Source organism: Pseudomonas rhizosphaerae (assembly GCF_000761155.1).
GTDB lineage: Bacteria > Pseudomonadota > Gammaproteobacteria > Pseudomonadales > Pseudomonadaceae > Aquipseudomonas > Aquipseudomonas rhizosphaerae.
Genome location: NZ_CP009533.1, coordinates 4582322 through 4596932 on the forward strand (window position 1 = coordinate 4582322; position 14611 = coordinate 4596932).

Consider the following 14611-nt stretch of genomic DNA (forward strand, 5'->3'; position numbering starts at 1 on the left):
CTGGGCGGTCGCTTCATGGGGAGTTCAGAGTGAAACCGGTCAAAGTAGGCATCTGTGGGTTAGGTACCGTCGGTGGCGGCACCTTCAACGTACTTCAGCGCAACGCCGAGGAGATTGCCCGCCGTGCCGGGCGCGGTATTGAAGTGGCGCAGATTGCGATGCGCTCGCCGAACCCCAACTGCCAGATTACCGGTACCCCCATTACCAACGATGTCTTCGCAGTGGCCGGCAACCCGGAGATCGATATCGTCATCGAGCTGATCGGTGGCTACACCGTCGCGCGCGAACTGGTGCTCAAGGCCATCGAGAACGGCAAGCACGTGGTCACCGCCAACAAGGCGCTGATTGCCGTGCACGGCAACGAGATCTTCGCCAAGGCGCGGGAGAAGGGCGTGATCGTCGCGTTCGAAGCCGCCGTTGCCGGTGGCATCCCGGTGATCAAGGCGATCCGTGAAGGCCTGTCGGCCAACCGTATCAACTGGGTCGCGGGCATCATCAACGGCACGGGCAATTTCATCCTCACGGAAATGCGCGAGAAGGGCCGTACCTTCGAAGACGTCCTGGCCGAAGCGCAGACACTGGGCTATGCCGAAGCCGATCCGACCTTCGACGTGGAAGGCATCGATGCGGCGCACAAACTGACGATTCTGGCGTCCATCGCCTTCGGCATCCCGTTGCAGTTCGACAAGGCCTACACCGAAGGCATCACCCGCCTGACCACGGCCGACGTCAACTATGCCGAAGCCCTGGGCTACCGCATCAAGCACCTGGGCGTGGCGCGCAGCACCGAGCGCGGCATCGAGCTGCGGGTCCACCCGACGTTGATCCCGGCCGACCGCCTGATCGCCAACGTCAACGGCGTGATGAATGCGGTGATGGTCAACGGCGATGCGGCCGGTTCCACCCTGTTCTACGGTGCCGGTGCTGGCATGGAGCCCACCGCCTCGAGCGTGGTCGCCGACCTGGTCGACGTGGTTCGCGCCATGACCTCGGACCCGGAGAACCGTGTGCCGCACCTGGCCTTTCAGCCAGACTCGCTGTCTGCCCACCCGATCCTGCCGATCGAAGCGTGCGAAAGTGCCTATTACCTGCGCATCCAGGCCAAGGATCATCCGGGCGTGCTGGCACAGGTAGCAAGCATCCTGTCCGAGCGCGGTATCAACATCGAGTCGATCATGCAGAAAGAGGTCGAGGAGCACGACGGCCTGGTGCCGATGATCCTGCTGACCCACCGTGTCGTCGAACGGCACATCAATGATGCCATCAAGGCGCTGGAAGCCTTGCAGGGCGTGGTCGGGCCGGTTGTGCGCATCCGTGTCGAGCATTTGAACTAAGCGGCAGCTGCCAGAGGAATTCGCAATGCGTTATATCAGTACGCGCGGTCAGGCCCCGGCCCTGAACTTCGAAGAGGTCCTGCTCGCTGGCCTGGCCAGCGACGGTGGCCTGTATGTGCCAGAAAATCTGCCGCGTTTCACCCAGGAAGAAATCGCTTCCTGGGCAGGCCTGCCTTACCACGAGCTGGCGTTCCGGGTAATGCGCCCGTTCGTCACCGGCAGCATCCCGGACGCCGACTTCAAGAAGATTCTCGAGGACACCTACGCAGTCTTCGCCCACGCTTCGATCGCCCCTTTGCGCCAATTGGGTGGCAATGAGTGGGTGATGGAGCTGTTCCACGGACCGACCCTGGCGTTCAAGGACTTTGCCTTGCAGTTGCTGGGCCGTCTGCTCGACTATGTCCTGGCCAAGCGTGGCCAGCGCGTGGTCATCATCGGCGCCACCAGTGGCGACACTGGGTCGGCGGCGATCGAAGGCTGCAAGCACTGCGAGAACGTCGACATCTTCATCCTGCATCCGCACGAGCGCGTCTCGGCGGTGCAGCGTCGGCAGATGACCACGATCGCCGGCGACAACGTGCACAACATCGCCATCGAAGGCAACTTCGACGACTGCCAGGAAATGGTCAAGAACAGTTTCGCCGACCAGAGCTTCCTCAAGGGCACGCCGCTGGTGGCGGTGAACTCGATCAACTGGGCGCGGATCATGGCCCAGATCGTCTACTACTTCCATGCTGCGCTGCAGTTGGGCGGGCCAGCGCGTTCGGTCGCCTTCTCGGTGCCAACCGGCAACTTCGGCGATATCTTCGCCGGTTACCTGGCACGCAACATGGGCCTGCCGATCAACCAGTTGGTGGTGGCCACCAACCGCAACGACATCCTGCACCGCTTCATGAGCGGCAACCAGTACGTCAAGGAAACCCTGCACGCGACGTTGTCGCCGTCGATGGACATCATGGTATCGTCTAACTTCGAGCGCCTGCTGTTCGACCTGCATGGCCGCAACGGTGCGGCCATCGCCGGCCTGATGGACAACTTCCGCCAAGGCGGCGGTTTCAGCGTCGAGCAGGAGCGCTGGACCGAGGCCCGCAAGCTGTTCGACTCGCTGGCGGTCAGCGACGAGCAGACCTGCGAGACCATCGCCCAGGTGTTCGCCGATTGCGGCGAAGTCCTCGACCCGCATACGGCCATCGGCGTGCGCGCGGCCCGCGAGTGCCGTCGAAGCCTGGACACGCCCATGGTCGTGCTGGGTACCGCGCATCCGGTCAAGTTCCCCGAAGCGGTGCAGAAGGCCGGTGTGGGCAAGGCGCTGGAGCTGCCCCCGCACCTGGTCGATCTGTTCGAGCGCGAAGAGAAATGCACCGTGCTGCCCAACGATCTTTCGGCCGTACAAGCCTTCGTCAGCCAGCACGGTAACCGTGGCAAGCCGCTGTGACGGCAGGCGGCATCGCGGCTGACGCGATCTGAAACACATAAAGCCCGCGCGATGCGGGCTTTATGCTTTTTACAGTGCCAAGCTTATGCAACTTTTTCCCAGGCCCTTTTGGCCCGCAGGCAAGGATGCACGGCATGAAACCCATACGGACCTCGTTTTTCACGCTCGCGGGGGTAACGGCGTGGATGGCGGGGCCTTTCATGGGAGTGTTCATGGGGCTCACAGTGGGCGTTTCCAGCGTATTGCCCGGTTCGGCAATGGCTACCCAGAGCCTGCCCTTCGCGCTTGTCGCACCTTTCGCACAGCTTTCCCCTCTGCCGCTCTCGAGCAGCGAACGGCAATGGCTGAAGCGCCACGGCACGCTCAGGGTCGGTGTTTCGCTGGCCGATCACGAACCCATCGACATCACCAGCGATCGCAACCGCTATCAAGGCGTGAGCGCCGACTACTTGAGCCTGATCGGCAGCCGCCTGGGGGTCGAGCTTCGCGTGTTGGGCTTCGCCCAGCGCAGCGAGGCGGTGCAGGCGCTCAAGGATGGCGAAATCGACCTGCTGACCAGCGCCAATGCGTTCGAGCAGGCCATCGACGGCCTGGCGTTTTCCAAGGAATACATGCCCGACCGCGGCGTCATCGTGCGCCGCGCGGGCGGCCGGCAGGAAGGCGGCCTGGCCGGTGAGAAGGTCGCTCTGGTAGAAGGCTATGCGGACGATGCCACGGTGCAGCGGGTCTATCCCGAAAGCCGCATCGTCATGGCACCCAGCCTTAGCAGTGGCCTGCAGGCGCTGCATCAGGGGGATGTCGATGCCATGATCAGCAACGAGGTGATCGTGCGTGCCTACAACGCCCTGCGTCCCTACCTGGCGCTGGACATCGTCGGCCCGAGCGGTCTGCCACCGGTGGGCTACACCATCGCCAGCCGCCAGGCCGATCCGGTGCTGGGACAGATGGTCGAACGGGCGTTGGCCAGCATCGACGAGAGCTTGCGTCGCGAGATCCTTACTCGCTGGACCACTGGCCTTGGGTCGGAAATTGGCCACCATCGGGTCCCGCTGGAGCCCGCCGAGCAAGCCTGGATCGCCCGACATCGCCAGGTGCGTGTGGTCGCGACGCAATATCCGCCCTATCTGTACCGTGACCGGCAAGGCAACTGGGTAGGGCTGAACAGCGAAGTGCTGGCAACACTGTCACACATGACCGGATTGCAGTTCGTCTACCTGCCTTCCAATTCCATGGCCCAGAGCCTGGACATGCTCAAGCATGGCCAGGCCGACATGAACACCACGCTTTCGGAAACGCCGGAGCGCAAGGCGTTCCTGAGTTTCAGCCATTCCTTCGGTGGCCAGGGCTGGGTCTTCATCGTTCGTGCCGAGGATCTGCCCATCGGGCATCTGGACGAACTGGCCGGCAAGGTCCTGGCCATTCCAGCCGAGCACGCATTGGAAAGCGCGATCCGCAGCCAGTACCCGCACATCAAGCTGCGCCTGGTCAGCACCTACGACAAGGCCCGCGAACTGGTGGCCAGCGGTGAGGCGGATGCGACCATCGACAGTGAAGTGGGTGCCTATCGCGCGGTAGGCCGTTATCCGCCCGGCGTGCTCAAAGTGGGCCGCAACGTCGACGGCGAATGGTCACCCGACCGCTTCGCCATTCGTGCCTCCGAACCCGAACTCACAGCCATCATCAACAAAGCCCTGGAGGCGTACCCGGTAGCGGAGCTGCGCGCAGCGCGGCTGAAGTGGCTGGGTGCGGTGGTGCCGCCGGAGCCCATGTGGCAACGCATTGCCACCTGGGTCTATTGGCTGCTGGCAGCAGCCCTTGTGCTGGGCGCCGTGTCACTGTTGTGGAGTGGCCGACTCAAGGTGCAGATCCGTCAACGGCTCAAGGCCGAGCAGGCGCTCAACGACCAGTTGGCGTTCCAGCACGCCTTGCTCGATGGCATTCCCAGTCCCATCTACGTTCGCGACCTGCAGGCGCGGCTGTTGTCCTGCAACAAGAGTTACGAGCAGAGCTTTGCCACGTCCCTGCGGGACATCCAGGGGCGCACGTTGCAGGAACTCGCCGTGGTCAATGCGGACGAGGCCGAGCAGATGCATCGCGACTATCTCAAGCTGCTGGACGATCAGCAGCCGGTCTCGGCCGACCGGCAGATCCAGATGCATGGCCGCAAGGTCCACGCCTGGCAATGGATCGTGCCGTTCTACAATGCCGAGGGGCAGTTGCAAGGACTGCTGGGCGGATGGATCGATATCTCCGAGCGCAAGCGCCTGGAAGATCAACTGGTCGAAGCCCGGCACATTGCCGAACAGGCCAACCAGGCCAAGAGCGTTTTTCTGGCGACCATGAGCCATGAGATTCGCACGCCCATGGCGGCAATCATCGGCCTGCTCGAACTGGAGCGTGAACGGCGCAAGCGTGACGACCAACCGGTTTCCGACGCCCTTGAAGTGGCCTGGCAGTCGGCGCAGGAACTCATCGCTTTGATCGGCGACAGCCTGGACCTGGCGAAGATCGAGTCGGGCAGCATGCAGCTGGCCGAACAGGTGACCGAGGTGAAGCCGTTCTTCGAAGGCATGCTTCGCCTGTTCTCGGCCCAGGCGCAGCGCAAGGGCGTCGCGCTGAACCTCGACATCGCGCCCGCCGTGGCCAGCGCATTGTGGTTCGACCCGTTGCGGTTGCGGCAGGTGGTTCACAATCTGCTTGGCAATGCGCTGAAGTTCACCCGCCGCGGCAGCGTGAGCCTGGCGGTCGACGCGCAGCCGCTCGACCCAGGCCAGTGGCGGCTGAGCGTTGTCGTCAGTGACACCGGTGCGGGCATGACCTCCACTCAACGGGCCAGGCTGTTCAAGCCGTTCGTCCAGGGTGGCGTGGACCTGCAGCAGGAATCCGTCGGAACCGGCCTGGGGTTGACCATCTGCAAGCAGATGGTCCAGTTGATGGGCGGCACGATCGACCTGCAAAGCACTGAAGGCGTCGGTACGCGGGTCGAAGTGCAGATCGATGTTCGGCACGCGCTTGGGCACGAGGCCGCTGAGCCGATCGTGCAGGCAAGGCCCGCCAGTGCCGGGCTGGACATACTGGTGGTGGACGATCTGTCGGCCAATCGGATGGTGCTGACCCAGCAGTTGCAGTTCCTCGGGCATCGGGTACAGGACGCCAGCGACGGCGTGGCGGCACTGGCTGCGTGGCAGGCCAGGCATTTCGACCTGGTGCTCACCGACTGCAACATGCCGGGCATGAACGGCCATGTCTTGTGCCGAGCCATTCGCCAGGACGAAGCGGAATCCGATGCGCCTCCGGTCAGGATTATCGGCTGCACCGCCAATGCGATGCAGGACGAGCGCCTGCGCTGTATCGAGGCGGGTATGGATGAACTGCTGGTCAAACCGATAGCGCTGGACAAGCTGGCGCAGATCATTGCCGACATCTCGGCCCAGGCGCGTGGGGCAAGATCATCAGGTCGGCGGCCGAAATAGCCTGCTACTCGGAAAATTCCCCGGAAATTTAGGACTTGTCCTATCCCAGGCGTCCCGTTAGCCCTTTAAAGTGCCGGTCAATGCGCAGCCCGATGCGCTCACTCGAGGGTTTCATTCATGCGTTCGCTCAAAGTCCTGGTACTGGAAGACATTCCGTACCAGTTGATCGTCATGCATCAGGTGCTCAATGCGTGTGGCGTATTCGATGTCCTGACCGCCCAGAGCTTCAATGCGGCGTGCCTCTCGCTGGAAAAGCGCCAGGGCGTCGACATCGTCATTTGCGACATGACCGTGGCCGGCCTGGACATGGGTGAGCTGGTCGGGCACCTGGCGGCGACCGGGTTGGCACGGGCGCTGGTCATCTACAGCAACGGGTCGCGGCCGGTCGAACCGTTGACGGCACTGGCCCGGCAGCATCGCTTGCCCCTGCTGGGCGTGCTGCATACGCCGGTATCGGCCGCTGCGGTCCATGGGTTGTTGCAGGACTATCAGCACAGAAAGAACGTACAGGCCTTGCTTCCTTTGCCTGAGGTGCATGAGATCAGTTATTTCGAAGGCACCTGGCCAGTGGCTTTGCGCCCCTAACGGCTGCAGCCGACGTTTTCAGGCCCACTGCGCCATGTTCATTTCAGCCCGTGGGCCTGCAGGTAGATGTACAGCGCGGCATCGTTGCCGATGCCCAGCTTGCGCATGGCGCTGACCTTCTGCGCGCTGATCGTCTGCTTGCTGCGGTTGAGCTGGGCCGCGATGTCGTTGACCGAGAGGCCTTGAGCAAGCAGTCGGGTTATTTCAAGCTCGCGCGGCGACAGGTCGGCATGACCGGTGGTCTGCCTGGCATGGGGATCACCCGGCAGCGCCAGGATGCTCTTCACCGATTGCGCCACGAAGGGCTTGTTGCGCTTGAGGCTGGCGATCGCGGTCGGCAGTTCGTTGACCAGGCTGGCCTTGCCCAACAGGCCCGCCACCCCCAGGTTCAGAATCGAGCGCAGCAGGCCGGGGTTGGTCAGCATGGTCACTACCAGCACGGGCAGCTTTGGCCAATGCCGACGCACATAAGCGATCAGCCGCAGGCCATCACCCTGTTCCCTGGAAGGCATCATGAAATCGGTGATCAACAAGCCGCATTCGGTTTCGCCGAGGCAGCGCGTCAGTTCCTGCGGCGAGGAGGCTTCGGCCACCACTCGCAAGCCAGGGTCTCGTTCCAGTACGGCGCGTAGACCAATGCGAAAGATCGGGTGGTCATCGGCCAGCACGATCCGCAGGGGGGCGATCAGTGGGTCGGTCAAGGCGGGCTCCGGTGACGGGCGAATCAGGCGATGAATTCTGGCACAGCTGTGGTCTGTTCCTGATCTGTTTTGTAGTCCATTTCTGGCCATGCAGCCACTAAACCGCACAATCAGAAAAGTCCCACATTCGTGATGTCATATTTCGCAGGCACCTTCGGAAATAGTCTGACATGGCTTGCCCAGAACTTTTGTCGCAGGGGAGGGGTCAGTGTCATGCACCTTAAGAATTCGAACAGAAGAGTGGTGATGCGATGAAGAATATCAGCCTGTTGCTCAATGAAGCCCTGACACCGTATCGCGTGACTCTTGAAGGCCAGGATAGCCTTGGCAATTGCCAAGTAGTGGTCATGAACGCTGCCGGAAGTGTGGTGACCAAGCGTTCGGTCAACCGCAATCAATTCGAAGATTTGCGCTCCTTTACCGATGTGGTCGATGGCCTGCATCGTGATCTGCTGGTTGCCGAGGGGCGATTGGAACCGTCGATGATCGCTGCGTTGCGCAACGTTTCGCAAAGCGCCGGATTCAGCCACGCGTTGGTCTGAGTCGCACGTCCACGAGCTTGACTCCGCAGTGACCCGTCGTGAGCTTCCTGCTCTTGAAAGGCTCACTGCGGTGTAACCGCCTTGCATCTCACTGAAGGCTGTTCAGCGTCTCGTCGCGACGAGCATTGAACAATGCCTTGGTCTCACGCAAATACTCCAGACGTTGATGGGGCGCCAGCCATTGCGCATAAAACTGTGCCAGTCGAGTTTTTCTGACGTCCAAAAGCACCGGGTTCAGTGCTTGCAGTACGCGACGGCTCGCGGGGCTGTCCGAGCAGCCCACGTGGACGAGTTGTGAGCGTGATGCGCTCTTGATCGGTATCTGCACCAGCTCTTGCGGGTCCAGGCCTTCCTGACGTGCCTGGTAGCGAGCTTCCTGCCAGTAGCCAAGCACGGCCTGAATCCGCCCCAGCCTTTCCATGCGCAGCAGGCTGCCCATGGCATCGTTGCCGTGATGGGCGAGCACCTGGCTACCGTCGGCTTCGTCGAGGATTCGGTCGACGGCGCTGCCGTAGCTGCGCTCGGCGATGACGCCCAAGGTCATGGTCTTGCTGTGCAGCAGGGCGCCCAGATCGACCTTGCCGTCTTGCATGAAATCGGCAATCAGCGGTAGGTCGTCGCGCTGCATGATCAGTGCATTGCTGAGCACGTTCATGCTCGGCACGGAATACAGAATGGTTTGTGCCCGCCGTGCGGTCCAGAGCAAGGCCGGGTCGCAGCTGAGCCCGGACTCGCCGAGCATCTGCGAGGCGCGCGCGCGATTGACCCTGAGCACACTGTGATCGTAGTCGGGCAGGGCCGCGCGTAACAGCGGCAAGGCTTGGTCGACGGCGCCCTGGTTGCGGTCGGGACCACTGGCAATGGTCAGCGGCGCCAGATCGCGCAGCAGCCATGTGATGGTTTCCCGGCCATGGGCGTGGGGCGAGGTCAGCAGGCAGGAGCACAGCACCAGGGATAAAAGAAAGCTGCCGGCCGGCAGCATTCTGGAACACAAGTCCATGGCATTCCTTGCGCAGGGAGTGGGGTGAAAGTGTCCGTTTTTGAAACACTGCGCCATCTTTACCATACCCCGGGCCATGATCAAAACGCGCCACGCGTCGCATCGCCGCGTGGTGGTCGTTGATCGAGGCCGCATCGGGTAGACTACCGGCCTTTTCCCGTTCCCAAGAAGCCTGCCCAATGGCCCAGCCGTCGACCACCTACAAATTCGAACTGAACCTCACCGATCTTGATCGCAGCGTTTACCAAACCGTCAAGCAGACCATCGCGCGGCACCCTTCCGAAACCGAAGAACGGATGGCTGTGCGCTTGCTGGCCTACGCCTTGTGGTACAACGAGCAGCTGTCTTTCGGCCGTGGTCTGTCGGATGTCGATGAAGCTGCGCTGTGGGAAAAGAGCCTGGACGGCCGGATCCTGCACTGGATCGAAGTTGGCCTGCCCGATGCCGATCGTCTTACCTGGTGTTCACGGCGCACCGAGCGTACCAGTTTGCTGGCCTATGGCAGCCTGCGCGTGTGGCAGACCAAGGTGGTCGACGCGGTCAAGAACCTGAAGAACGTCAACATCGCCGCCGTGCCTCAGGATGTGCTCGAGACCTTGGCCAAGGACATGCCGCGGGTCATCAAGTGGGACGTCATGATCAGCGAAGGCACGGTCTTCGTCACCGACGACCGTGGTCAGCACGAAGTCCAGCTCGAGTGGTTGTTGGGCGAGCGCTAGGCCGCCCGGGTTTTATCTTTCCTTTTTGTCTTGCAGTGAGAACCGCCCCAGGCCCCATGCGCATCGAACCCCGTCAGCTGCCCCAGACCCTGCCTTTTCTCGGTGATATGCCGCCCTTGCTCAACCGCCTGTATGCCGCACGTGGCGTATCGAGCGCCCAGGAGCTGGACAAGAGCCTGGCGCGGCTGATTCCCTTCCAGCGGCTCAAGGGCATCGAGGCCGCGGTCGAGCTGCTGGTGACGGCCATCGACCAGCGCCAGCGCATCCTCATCGTCGGCGACTTCGATGCCGACGGCGCGACGGCCAGCGCGGTGGGGGTGCTGGGTCTGCGCCTGTTGGGCGCTGCGCATGTCGATTACCTGGTGCCCAATCGTTTCGAGTACGGCTACGGCCTGACCCCCGAGATCGTCGAAGTGGCCTTGCAGCGTGAGCCGCAGTTGCTGGTGACGGTCGACAACGGCATTTCCAGCGTCGAGGGCGTGGCTGCGGCCAAGGCCGCCGGGCTGCAGGTGCTGGTGACCGATCACCACTTGCCGGGGCATGAGTTGCCGGCCGCGGATGCCATCGTCAACCCCAACCAGCCGGGCTGCGAGTTCCCGAGCAAGAACCTGGCCGGGGTCGGGGTGATTTTCTATGTGCTGATGGCACTGCGGGCGCGGCTGCGCGAACTGGGCCGCTATGCTCAGGTGGCGCAGCCGAACATCGGCGAACTGCTCGACCTGGTGGCTCTGGGCAGCGTGGCGGACGTCGTGCCGCTGGACGCCAACAACCGCATCCTGGTGCACCAGGGGCTGGAACGAATTCGTGCGGGTCGAGCGCGGCCAGGGATCACGGCGATCCTGGAAGTGGCACGCCGCGAGCATGCGCGCATCACGTCGACCGACCTGGGGTTCATCCTTGGGCCGCGCCTCAATGCCGCCGGGCGTCTGGACGACATGAGCCTGGGCATCGAGTGCCTGCTGAGCAGCGACCTGCCCAGCGCCCAGGCCATAGCGTCGCAGCTCGATGGGCTGAACCAGGACCGCAAGTCGATCGAGCAAGGCATGCAGCGCGAAGCCTTGGCTCAGCTCAAGGATCTGGCGGTCGAATCGATGCCGTTCGGCCTGTGCCTGTTCGATGCGCAGTGGCACCAAGGCGTGATCGGCATCCTGGCGTCGCGGCTCAAGGAGCGCTACCACCGGCCTACCATCGCGTTCGCCGATGCGGGCGACGGTCTGCTCAAGGGCTCGGCGCGTTCGGTCCAGGGCTTCCACATCCGCGATGCTCTGGATGCAGTGGCCGCGACTCATCCGCACCTGATCAGCAAGTTCGGCGGACATGCCATGGCGGCCGGGCTGACCTTGCCGCAGGAGAACTTCCCAGCGTTCTGCGAGGCGTTCGACGCGCAGGTGCGCAGCCAGCTGTGCGAGGAAGACCTGACCGGACGCCTGCTGTCCGACGGCACCTTGGGTGTCGAGGAGTTTCACCTGGAGCTGGCGCGCGCCCTGCGCAATGCCGGGCCCTGGGGGCAGCATTTTCCCGAGCCGATGTTCCACGGCGTGTTTCAACTGGTGGAACAGCGCGTGGTCGGCGAGCGTCACCTCAAGGTGATGCTCAAGACCGAGTGCGGCAGCGTCAGCCTGGACGGTATCGCTTTCGGCATCGACCGCGAAGTGTGGCCCGATCCGTCGGTACGTTGGGTGCAGCTGGCCTACAAACTGGACCTCAACGAGTTTCGCGGGCGTGAGACGGTGCAGTTGCTGATTACCCACATCGAGCCGCGCTGACCGGAACCACGGTTGCAGCCTGGTTGTCGACTAGTCTTCGAGAACGAGACAGGTACGTCCGTCCAGACGCCTTGCCAGCGTGTGCATACGCACCGTTGGCCGGCGTGGTTGGCCGGAGGCGTCTCGTCCCATCTGAAACTGTCAACCGAGGTGCCCGATGAGCATGCTGCTCGAACCCTATACCCTCCGTCAGCTGACCTTGCGCAACCGCATCGCGGTGTCGCCGATGTGCCAGTACTCCAGCGTCGACGGCTTGGCCAACGACTGGCATCTGGTGCACCTGGGCAGCCGTGCCAGCGGCGGCGCTGGCCTGGTGTTTACCGAAGCCACCGCAGTGACCGCCGACGGCCGCATCACGCCCGAAGACCTTGGCCTGTGGAACGACGAGCAGATCGAACCCTTGCAGCGCATCACGCGCTTCATCACTTCGCAAGGCGCAGTACCGGCGATTCAGCTGGCCCACGCCGGGCGCAAGGCCAGCACCTGGCGACCCTGGTTGGGCAAGCATGGCAGCGTGCCTGTCAGTGAGGGGGGCTGGGTGCCGGTCGGGCCTTCACGGATTGCCTTCGACCCACAGCACACCGCACCGACCGCACTGGATGAAGCGGCCATCAAGGACATCGTCCAGGCGTTCGTCGACGCCACCCGGCGCGCGTTGACCGCCAATTTCAAGGTGGTCGAGGTACACGCCGCCCACGGTTACCTGCTGCATCAGTTCCTATCGCCGCTCAGCAACCAGCGTCAGGACCACTACGGTGGCAGTTTCGAAAATCGTATTCGTCTTACCCTGGAAGTCACCCAGGCGATTCGCGATGTGTGGCCGGCGGAGCTGCCCGTGTTCGTGCGCGTGTCGGCGACCGACTGGGTCGAAGACGGCTGGAACCCGGACGAGACCGTCGAGCTGGCCACGCGTTTGAAAGCGCTGGGCGTAGACTTGATCGATGTATCGTCTGGTGGGACTTCGGCCAATGCCGAGATTCCAACCGGGCCTGGCTATCAGACACGCTTCGCCGAGCGCGTGCGCAAGGAAGCGGATCTTGCCACCGGTACCGTGGGCATGATCACCGACCCTGCACAGGCCGAGCATATTCTGCGCACCGGCCAGGCTGACATCATCCTGCTGGCGCGTGAATTGTTGCGCGATCCGTACTGGCCCCTGCACGCCGACGAAGACCTGGGTGGTCGCCTGGCCACGTGGCCGGCTCAGTACCAGCGCGCGACCCACCGCGATCAGCCGATCCTGGAATCGGACCTGCGCGACTGAACGTGGCCAGGGGTTTAAACGATGTCGTCTTCGCCCACCGTAGATTCGGTGGGCGAAGAGCTCGGGGGCTGTCGGCCCGTCAGACGTACTTGCGCTTTTCCGGCGCCGGCGGGAAGTACTGATAGAGCCAGGTTTCACTGAGGGTGCGCCCCTGGGTCTTGATGAACAGGCGCATGTCCACCGGATCGACGCTGTCGCTGGTGGGGTACCAGTCGAACAGCACGCGGAAGCCCTTGATGTCGGGCAGCTCCAGTACCTGAATGTCCTGCACCTTGCCGCCCGAAGCGGTAAGGATGGGTTCGATCGGCGTTCTCAACGAATCCAGTCCGCCACCGGTGAAGTCCACGGCAAAGCGCCGCGCCCAGACGTTCGGGTAATGTTCGCCCGGCGCCCAACCTTCGACGAAGCCGCCCATCCCCGAACGCGTGGCCGCGACCCGGGCCAGTGGCGTGCCGGTGGGCGCCAGGGCACTCCAGTACAGCTTGTAGCCGAAGTTAAGGGCGTCGCCTGCCTTGACTGGCGTTTTCGGTGTCCAGAAGGCAACGATGTTGTCCATGGTTTCACCGGTGGTCGGCAGCTCGATCAGATCAATCGCGCCTTCGCCCCATGCGGTAGTGGGCTCGACCCACAGGCTGGGTCGCTTGTGGTACCAGTCGACCGTGTCCTGGTAGTTGCTGAAGTCGTGGTCGGTCTGGATCAGGCCGAAGCCTTTCGGGTCGACGTCGGCGAAGGCGTTGAAGCGCACGCGGTCGGGGTTGTTCAGCGGTCGGCAGATCCATTCGCCATTGCCGCGCCACATGGCCAGGCGATCCGAATCGTGAATCTGCGGATGGATGGTGTCGCACATGCGCCGTTCGTGGTTGCCGCAGCTGAACATGCTGGTCATCGGCGCCACGCCCAGTTGCTCGATGTCCTGCCGCGCGTTGATGTGCGCGTCGATATCCATCACCACGCGCTCGGCCTGGCAATCGATGTCGAAGCGGTACGCACCGGTGGCGCTGGGCGAGTCGAGCAGGGCGTAGACCACGAAGCGGGTGCTGTCCTTGCTCGGCGTCTCGAACCAGAACTTGGTGAAGTCGGGAAACTCTTCCTGCTTCTTGGCATAGGTGTCGATCGCCAGGCCGCGAGCCGACAGGCCGTACTGACCGGTGGCGTCGACGGCGCGGAAATAGCTGGCGCCAAGGAAGGACACCACGTCGTGGCGGTTCAGCTTGGGCGCCTTGAACAGTTTGAAGCCGGCGAAGCCCAGGTCGCCCTTGAGCTGCGAGGTGTCTACCGTGGTGTTTTTATAGTCGAACAGCGGCGGATGGAAATGCACTTCGCGCGCCTGCTTGCGGCCGGCATCGACGCTGTACATGCGCACCGGGGTGCGGAAGCCCATGCCCACGTGGAAGAACTGCACGTCCAGTTGGCCTTTGAGATCGTTCCACAGCGAATGGTTGGCGTCGTAGCCGATCGCGTTGAATTGCTGGGGCGTCATGTTGGCCAGGGTCGGGGGCAGGGTCTGCTTGTTGCTGACATAGGCCTGGGCGGCCAGGCTCTTGGCCTGGGCCTTGAGCATGTCGAACGTGAATGGCTCGGCCTCGCCATCGGCAGTGGCAGCCAGGGCCTGGGCGGCGAACAGCCCGGTGCCTGACAGTCCGGTATAGGCCGCGAGGGCCATCGACGCTTTCAGAAGGTGCCTGCGGTGCATAGATAACCTGTTCTGAATCAACCTCGGTCGCTCCAAGCAACCTGCGAGGCTCAAATGGGAAGGTTTGGGCCTGCCTTGTCCAAACGCAGCGAACTGTAC

The 14611-nt window shown here is 63.0% G+C and carries 11 protein-coding genes; 8 read left to right on the forward strand and 3 right to left on the reverse strand.

The window, feature by feature from the left end; all coding sequences use genetic code 11:
* The first annotated feature begins 29 nt into the window (after positions 1-29).
* The 4 genes from LT40_RS20375 to LT40_RS20390 all read left to right on the forward strand — a co-directional run bounded on the left by LT40_RS20375 (position 30) and on the right by LT40_RS20390 (position 6827).
* A complete protein-coding gene (locus tag LT40_RS20375) occupies positions 30-1334 on the forward strand; it encodes a homoserine dehydrogenase (protein ID WP_043193044.1) in 1305 nt (434 codons plus the stop codon).
* 25 nt (positions 1335-1359) lie between these two features.
* The gene (gene thrC, locus LT40_RS20380; protein WP_043193045.1) at positions 1360-2769 is read left to right on the forward strand and encodes a threonine synthase; all 1410 of its coding nucleotides are present in this window, start codon (positions 1360-1362) and stop codon (positions 2767-2769) included.
* Positions 2770-2903: 134 nt separating this feature from the next.
* On the forward strand, positions 2904-6242 hold the full coding sequence (locus tag LT40_RS20385; protein ID WP_237749273.1) for a transporter substrate-binding domain-containing protein: 3339 nt from the start codon (positions 2904-2906) through the stop codon (positions 6240-6242).
* A 117-nt stretch (positions 6243-6359) separates the two neighbouring features.
* Entirely contained in the window at positions 6360-6827 is a 468-nt protein-coding gene (locus LT40_RS20390; protein ID WP_193385565.1) for a response regulator, read from the forward strand.
* Between the two features lie 38 nt (positions 6828-6865).
* Here the strand turns inward: LT40_RS20390 and LT40_RS20395 are convergent, their stop codons facing one another.
* Positions 6866-7528 (reverse strand): response regulator, encoded by a 663-nt coding sequence (locus LT40_RS20395; RefSeq protein WP_043193047.1) that lies wholly within the window; start codon positions 7526-7528, stop codon positions 6866-6868.
* 251 nt (positions 7529-7779) lie between these two features.
* Between LT40_RS20395 and LT40_RS20400 the strand changes: the two genes are divergently transcribed.
* Positions 7780-8070, forward strand: coding sequence for a DUF3509 domain-containing protein (locus tag LT40_RS20400; RefSeq protein WP_043193049.1), 291 nt, complete (start codon positions 7780-7782; stop codon positions 8068-8070).
* 88 nt (positions 8071-8158) lie between these two features.
* Here the strand turns inward: LT40_RS20400 and LT40_RS20405 are convergent, their stop codons facing one another.
* Positions 8159-9070: a TIGR02285 family protein gene (locus LT40_RS20405; protein ID WP_237749274.1), complete on the reverse strand. Its 912-nt coding sequence runs from the start codon at positions 9068-9070 to the stop codon at positions 8159-8161.
* Positions 9071-9249: 179 nt separating this feature from the next.
* Between LT40_RS20405 and LT40_RS20410 the strand changes: the two genes are divergently transcribed.
* The 3 genes from LT40_RS20410 to LT40_RS20420 all read left to right on the forward strand — a co-directional run bounded on the left by LT40_RS20410 (position 9250) and on the right by LT40_RS20420 (position 12819).
* The gene (locus LT40_RS20410; protein ID WP_043193053.1) at positions 9250-9789 is read left to right on the forward strand and encodes a YaeQ family protein; all 540 of its coding nucleotides are present in this window, start codon (positions 9250-9252) and stop codon (positions 9787-9789) included.
* A 56-nt stretch (positions 9790-9845) separates the two neighbouring features.
* Positions 9846-11555: a single-stranded-DNA-specific exonuclease RecJ gene (gene recJ / locus LT40_RS20415; protein ID WP_043193055.1), complete on the forward strand. Its 1710-nt coding sequence runs from the start codon at positions 9846-9848 to the stop codon at positions 11553-11555.
* A gap of 157 nt (positions 11556-11712) precedes the next feature.
* Positions 11713-12819, forward strand: a complete 1107-nt coding sequence (locus LT40_RS20420) for an NADH:flavin oxidoreductase/NADH oxidase (RefSeq protein WP_043193057.1) — start codon at positions 11713-11715, stop codon at positions 12817-12819.
* 79 nt (positions 12820-12898) lie between these two features.
* Here LT40_RS20420 and LT40_RS20425 read toward each other — a convergent pair whose 3' ends face one another.
* The gene (locus tag LT40_RS20425) at positions 12899-14512 is read right to left on the reverse strand and encodes a glucan biosynthesis protein D (protein ID WP_043193060.1); all 1614 of its coding nucleotides are present in this window, start codon (positions 14510-14512) and stop codon (positions 12899-12901) included.
* Positions 14513-14611 lie beyond the last annotated feature (99 nt).